5 protein-coding genes are annotated in these 6015 nt (G+C 57.9%); 4 read left to right on the top strand and 1 reads right to left on the bottom strand.

What is annotated here, in order from left to right; genetic code table 11:
* The 4 genes from nirB to Q0510_RS19245 form a co-directional block, all read left to right on the top strand.
* Positions 1 to 2151: nitrite reductase large subunit NirB (gene nirB / locus Q0510_RS19260; protein WP_298715414.1), on the top strand; the 2151-nt coding region annotated here is incomplete at its 5' end.
* A gap of 25 nt (positions 2152 to 2176) precedes the next feature.
* Positions 2177 to 2557, top strand: a complete 381-nt coding sequence (nirD, locus tag Q0510_RS19255; protein WP_298715412.1) for a nitrite reductase small subunit NirD — start codon at positions 2177 to 2179, stop codon at positions 2555 to 2557.
* An 88-nt stretch (positions 2558 to 2645) separates the two neighbouring features.
* Positions 2646 to 3977 (top strand): alginate export family protein, encoded by a 1332-nt coding sequence (locus tag Q0510_RS19250; protein WP_298715410.1) that lies wholly within the window; start codon positions 2646 to 2648, stop codon positions 3975 to 3977.
* A gap of 27 nt (positions 3978 to 4004) precedes the next feature.
* Positions 4005 to 4862 (top strand): formate/nitrite transporter family protein, encoded by an 858-nt coding sequence (locus Q0510_RS19245; protein WP_298715408.1) that lies wholly within the window; start codon positions 4005 to 4007, stop codon positions 4860 to 4862.
* Here Q0510_RS19245 and Q0510_RS19240 read toward each other — a convergent pair.
* Positions 4863 to 6015: TonB-dependent receptor (locus Q0510_RS19240; protein ID WP_298715406.1), on the bottom strand; the 1153-nt coding region annotated here is incomplete at its 5' end. It abuts the gene before it with no gap.

The raw sequence follows: 6015 nt of genomic DNA, 5'->3' as shown, positions 1-6015 counted from the left end.
GAGCCGCTCGATCGCATGCGGGGCGTTCTCGACGACGAACTCGACCGTCTCGCGCCGGTTCAGTCCGCCGCCCGCAAAGCACGCCGGGCCGCCGTCATCGGTGGAGGCCTCCTCGGCCTCGAAGCCGCCAAATCCTGCCTCGACCTCGGCATCGCCGACACCACCATCGTCGAATACGCCCCCAGGCTCATGCCCCGGCAAATCGACCAGAACGGCTCCGACATCCTCCGCAAACAACTCGAATCCATCGGCCTGAAAATCCGCACCAACGCATACACCACTTCCATCCTGGGCGACGGCGTAGCCAACGGCATCGGCTTCGAAGACGGCTCCTCCATCCCCGCGGATATGATCGTCATCTCCGCCGGCATCCGCCCGCGCGACGAGATCGCCGCTTCCGCCGGGCTCGAAACCGGCTCCCGCGGCGGGATCGTGGTGAACGACAAAATGCAGGCCTCCCATCCCAACATCTACGCCATCGGCGAATGCGCGCTGTACCAACATACTATATATGGACTGGTGGCGCCCGGCTACGAAATGGCCGACATCGCGATCGATAATATCCTCGGCGGCGACCGCACCTTCGGCGGGTTCGATATGAGCACCAAGTTGAAACTCGTAGGCGTAGACGTGGCCAGCTTCGGCGATCCCTTCCCGCCGGCGGACACCTGCCGCGTGATCGTTTTCGAAGACCAGGTGGCCGGCGTCTACAAGCGCATCAATATGACCGACGACGGCCAGTACCTGCTGGGCGGCATTCTTATCGGCGACGCATCGGCCTACAACATGCTGCTGCAGAAAACGAAAAACAGGATGAAGATCACCGGCAAGCCGGAAGATGAGCTCCTCGGCGCCCGTTCCTCCGGCGAAGCCGCGGCCGGCGTGCTGGGCCTGCCTCCCGACGCCGTCATCTGCTCCTGCGAAAGCGTAACCAAATCACAGATTTGCCAGGCGGTGGAAGAAGGGCACGAAACTTTCAACGCCGTAAAGAAATGCACCGGCGCTTCCTCTTCCTGCGGCGGTTGCGCGCCCATGGTGAAGGATCTCATCACCTACACCCTGAAATCGCAGGGCAAATATGTGCGCAACGTGCTTTGCGAGCACTTCGGCTATTCGCGCCAGGAACTGTTCGACCTCATCAAAATCCGCAACCTTCATACATACGATGATGTGCTGGATCATATCGGGAAAGGTGACGGCTGCGAGGTTTGTAAACCTGCTGTTTCTTCTATCCTGGCCAGTTTGTGGGGGGATATGATCCTTGCGAAAGGCAACGACACCGCGCAGGATTCCAATGACCGTTATCTCGCCAATATTCAGAAAGGCGGCACCTATTCCGTGGTGCCCCGCATTCCCGGGGGGGAAATCACTCCGCAGAAGCTCATGGCCATCGGCCGCATCGCGGAGAAATACAATCTATACACCAAAATTACCGGCGGCCAGCGCATCGATATGTTCGGCGCGCACGTCGGCGACCTGCCGCTGATCTGGGAAGAGCTCATCGAAGAAGGGTTCGAAAGCGGCCACGCATACGGGAAGGCCCTGCGCACGGTGAAAAGTTGCGTAGGGTCCACCTGGTGCCGGTTTGGGCTGCACGACAGCGTGAGCTACGCCATCCGGGTGGAAGAAAGGTACCGCGGGTTAAGAGCGCCGCATAAAATGAAATCCGCCGTATCGGGATGCATCCGCGAATGCGCGGAGGCGCAGTCCAAGGATTTCGGCATCATCGCTACCGAAAAAGGCTGGAACCTGTACGTCTGTGGCAACGGCGGATCGAAACCGCAACACGCGCTCCTGCTCGCTTCGGACCTCGACAGCGATACCTGCATCAAATACATCGACCGTTTCCTCATGTTTTATATCAAAACCGCCGACCCGCTCACGCGAACCGCCACCTGGCTCAATAAAATGGAAGGCGGGATCGATTACCTGCGGAACGTGGTGGTGAACGACAGCCTGGGCATCGCGGAAGACCTGGAGCGTGAAATGCAGTCGCTGGTAGACAGTTATAAATGCGAGTGGAAAGAAGTGGTGGAAACGCCCGCCCTGCGCAAGCGCTTCGCACATTTCGTGAATGCGCCGGAGGAGAAGGACCCATCGGTAAAATTCGATCAGCTGCGCGACCAGAAGAAAGCCGTGGAATGGAAATAAATCATCAACCGAAAAATCTCATCTTATGTCACCCATCACCAAAGAAAAAATCAACTGGATTTTTGCCTGTAAAGTGGAAGACGTGCCTGCCAACGGCGGGGTTTGCGTGAAATACAAGGACGAACAGATTGCGCTGTTTCATTTTGCCCGGCGTGGCGAATGGTACGCGTCGCAGAACTTATGCCCGCACCGCCGGCAGATGGCGCTCAGCCGCGGCATGATCGGCGCCCAGCAGGGAGAACCGAAAGTAGCCTGCCCGTTTCACAAGAAAACCTTTTCGCTGTCCGACGGCCGGTGCCTTTCCGACGAGCATGAATGTTCTATTAAAGTATATCCCGTAAAACTGGAGGACGATCGTATTTACATCGGTGTGGGCGGAAAGGAGGGATCGGCTGTAACGGCCTGACAAAAAAGTTGAAACCCGGCGGCTTGGCGGCGAACCGGGTTTCGTGACTTCAATTGCTGGAATTAAAATCGTTCAAATGTACAATAAAATGCATTCCCGCTGCGGGACGGCGCTGCTCCTTTTGATGGGCGGCCTCCCGCTGGCAGGCAAGGCCCAGCTCTCGATCGCGGCGCAATTGCGTACCCGCACAGAGTTCCGGGATGGGCAGGGGGCTCCGCTCCCGCGCTCCGCAAAGCCTGCTTTTTTCACTTCGCAACGCACCCGCCTCACGGCGGGATTTACCGCAAACCGCCTCAAATTCGGGTTGTCCGTCCAGGACGTCCGGGTTTGGGGCCAGGATGTTTCCACCATCAATAAGATCAGTACAGTGGATAATAATGGATTGATGATCCATGAAGCCTGGGCGGAAGTCCGGCTGACCGACACCGTTTCTGTGCACAACCTGAGCTTTAAAGTGGGCCGGCAGGAATTGAATTACGACGACGGCCGCCTGCTCGGGAACCTCGACTGGCTGCAGCAGGCCCGCCGGCACGATGCGCTCGTGTTCCGATACAGTTCCGGCAAATGGGCGGCGGATGCGGGCTTCGCCTATTCCCAGAACCGGGAAGCGGGTACGGGCATGCTATACAACAATACTCCCCCAGGCGCATATGCCGGCAATACCAACGGGGGCGCGATGTACAAGGGATTGCAATACCTGCACGTCACCCGCAAAAACGCTACGGGCCACATTTCCCTGCTGGCGCTCGCGGATCAGTTCCCGCAGTACCACGTGGATACGGTCGAGCTGAAGCCCGTGAAAACCTATGATCCCGGCGTCTATTCCCGATTTACCGCATCGGTTTTCACGACGCAGGCGTTCAGCGGGTTCACGCTCACCGGTAACATTGCTTACCAGGGCGGGAAATATGCCGACGGCGCGAAAGTGGACGGGTGGCTCCTGTCCGGGCAAGCCCTTTACGCTTTTACGCCCCAGCTCAAAGCGGGATTGGGCGCGGATTACACCACCGGCGGCAAAGCAGGCGCAACTTCGAAGGCCTTTGATCCATTGTATGGCACGCCCCACAAATTCTGGGGGCATATGGATTATTACTACGCCGGCAGCACGTTTGGCGCTACCGGTCTGCAGGACTATTACCTCCGTTTCCTGTTCAAGCCCCATGCAAAGTGGAGCCTCCAGGCCGACGGGCACCGTTTCTTCTCCGCCAGCGACATCACCGCGAAAAACCGCAGCTTCGGATGGGAAGCCGATCTCAATGCGCAATTCGCCCTCACGCCGGTGATCGGTTTTGAAGCCGGGTACAGTTATTACCGCAGCACGCCGGCGCTGGCGGCCATCAAACAGGTGGCGAACGCTGCGCGCAGCAACCAATGGGCGTATCTCATGATCAATATCAAACCTTCCTTTTTGCTGAAATAAATTCTTCATCACCTAAAAATTTCTACAATGGACTATAAAAAACCCGCGGAAGTAGCCGGCGCCATGATCCAGGCCGGCATCGACAAAACCCGCATGAGCATGACCGACATGATCGTGAAAGGCATCCTGTCCGGCGCGATCCTGGGCTTCGGCACCACTTTCGCACTGACGGCCACGGTGCAAACGAGCCTCCCGCTCATCGGGGCGGCGATCTTCCCGGCGTGCTTCATCATCGTGGTGCTGTTGGGATACGAACTGGTGACAGGGAATTTTGCGGTGATGTCGCTGTCGTGGTTTGCGGGACAGGTTTCCCTGAAGCAACTGGGCAAAAACTGGGCGGTGGTGTATCTCGCCAACCTCGCAGGCGGCTTGCTGTACGCAGGGCTATTCTGGGCTTCGCTCACGCAGTTCGGGAAGGTAGACGGCGGCGCCCTCGGCAAAATGATCTCTAACATCGCGGTGGCGAAAACGACCGGGTACGGTCAGTATGGTACGACCGGGCTGCTGACGGTTTTTGTAAAAGGGATTTTGTGCAACTGGATGGTGACGCTCGGCGTAGTGATGGCCATGACTTCGACTTCCACCCTCGGGAAAATCCTCGCCGCCTGGCTGCCGATCTTTATTTTCTTCGCGCAGGGATTTGAACACGCCGTGGTGAATATGTTCGTGATTCCGGCAGGCATGTTCATGGGAGCGCCCGTTTCCGCCGGCCAGTGGTGGTGGCTGAACCAAATACCTGTAACATTGGGCAATATCGCCGGCGGCGTCATCTTCACCGCATTGACTTTATACCTGATGCACGGCAAGCGCCGGAAAGAAACAGTGGTCACGCCCGCGTCGACCACGCGCACGGAGATCGCGGAAGGCGCGCCGGTGCTGCAATAATCAGTTTTTATCTTTCCGGAAGAAATGCCATTCCGCACCCGCCATCAAGACACGGCCAGGTTGCGATGGCATCAGGTAATCCGTATACCCGCCGATATTATCGACGCCCAGGTGAAGCATAAGCCTTTTTTGCAGCAGCGTTTTCTGCACACTGACGTATAGCAAAGTATATCCTTTCACGAACACGTCGTAATTGTCGATATATCCATTGTTGTCAACATCCAGGAAGCCGTATTTGCCTCTGTAAGTTCCACGAAATGAAGCCCCGAGCCCCCAGCGCGGATGCGCCCAGGTTGCCTGCATGCTGCCCATGTGGCGGCTGCGGTTGGGCAGGCCGAAATAATCCTTCGTTGTGGCAGGGCGAATACCGTCCGGCGTCCGCACGGTTGCGTAGCGGGAAGATTTTTGCCGGATGGAATCGGAAACGGCAGGATTGCGCGCGTCGAGCAGCTGGTAACCCGCGGAAACCTGCAGGTTCGGTGTGATGGCGAACTTCCATCCCGCTTCCACGCCCCGCATGACCACCCGGTCGATGTTGATGTAGGAGAAAAGTTGCTGCCCGTTCCGCATGATGCCGACCTGTTCGGTGTTGATGAGATTGCGCAGGCGGTGCATGAACGCGCCGGCCTTCCATTCCATGCGGCTGCCCGTGTTCACTGTAACACCGGCGTTGATGGAAGTGGAAGTCTCGGGTTTGAGAAGCGCGATCTGCGAAGCGTTGTCCCACACCTGCGCGATGGTGCCCGCCGCCTTCAGTTCCGCCGCTTTCTCCGCGAAATTATGCGCGCCGATCACGGTATAGCCTTGCGTGATGTTGGTGAACACCTGGTACATCTGCGCGTAGGTCGGCGGTTTGAAGCCGTTGCCCAGCGACGCGCGGAACGAAAGCCATTCGGCGGGTTTGAAAAGCGCGCCCGCACTGAGGTTAAGCCTTCCGCCGTAATCGGTGTTGCCGTCGTAGCGGAGGCCGGCCGTCAGCCGGAATTTTTCGGAAGATGCGTATTCACCCTGCAGGTAAGCAAAATATCCGCTCATCGACCTCCGGATGTCGGTCCCGGCATTGTTGTACGATTGCCTGTCTGCCCCGATACCCCCGAGAAACACCAGCGGCAGGTTATCCGGACGGTTTTCCGCCTGCACTTCCAGCCGGTGG

This window comes from uncultured Chitinophaga sp., assembly GCF_937874145.1.
Lineage (GTDB): Bacteria > Bacteroidota > Bacteroidia > Chitinophagales > Chitinophagaceae > Chitinophaga.
Note: the sequence above shows the minus strand (reverse complement) of the source record. Positions and strands in the feature narration are given on the sequence as shown.

Excerpts from the sequence above, each read along its gene's own strand:
- Q0510_RS19245 (WP_298715408.1), top strand. The coding sequence starts at position 4,005 with ATGGACTATAAAAAACCCGCGGAAGTAGCCGGCGCCATGATCCAGGCC.
- nirD (WP_298715412.1), top strand. The coding sequence starts at position 2,177 with ATGTCACCCATCACCAAAGAAAAAATCAACTGGATTTTTGCCTGTAAA.
- Q0510_RS19250 (WP_298715410.1), top strand. The coding sequence starts at position 2,646 with ATGCATTCCCGCTGCGGGACGGCGCTGCTCCTTTTGATGGGCGGCCTC.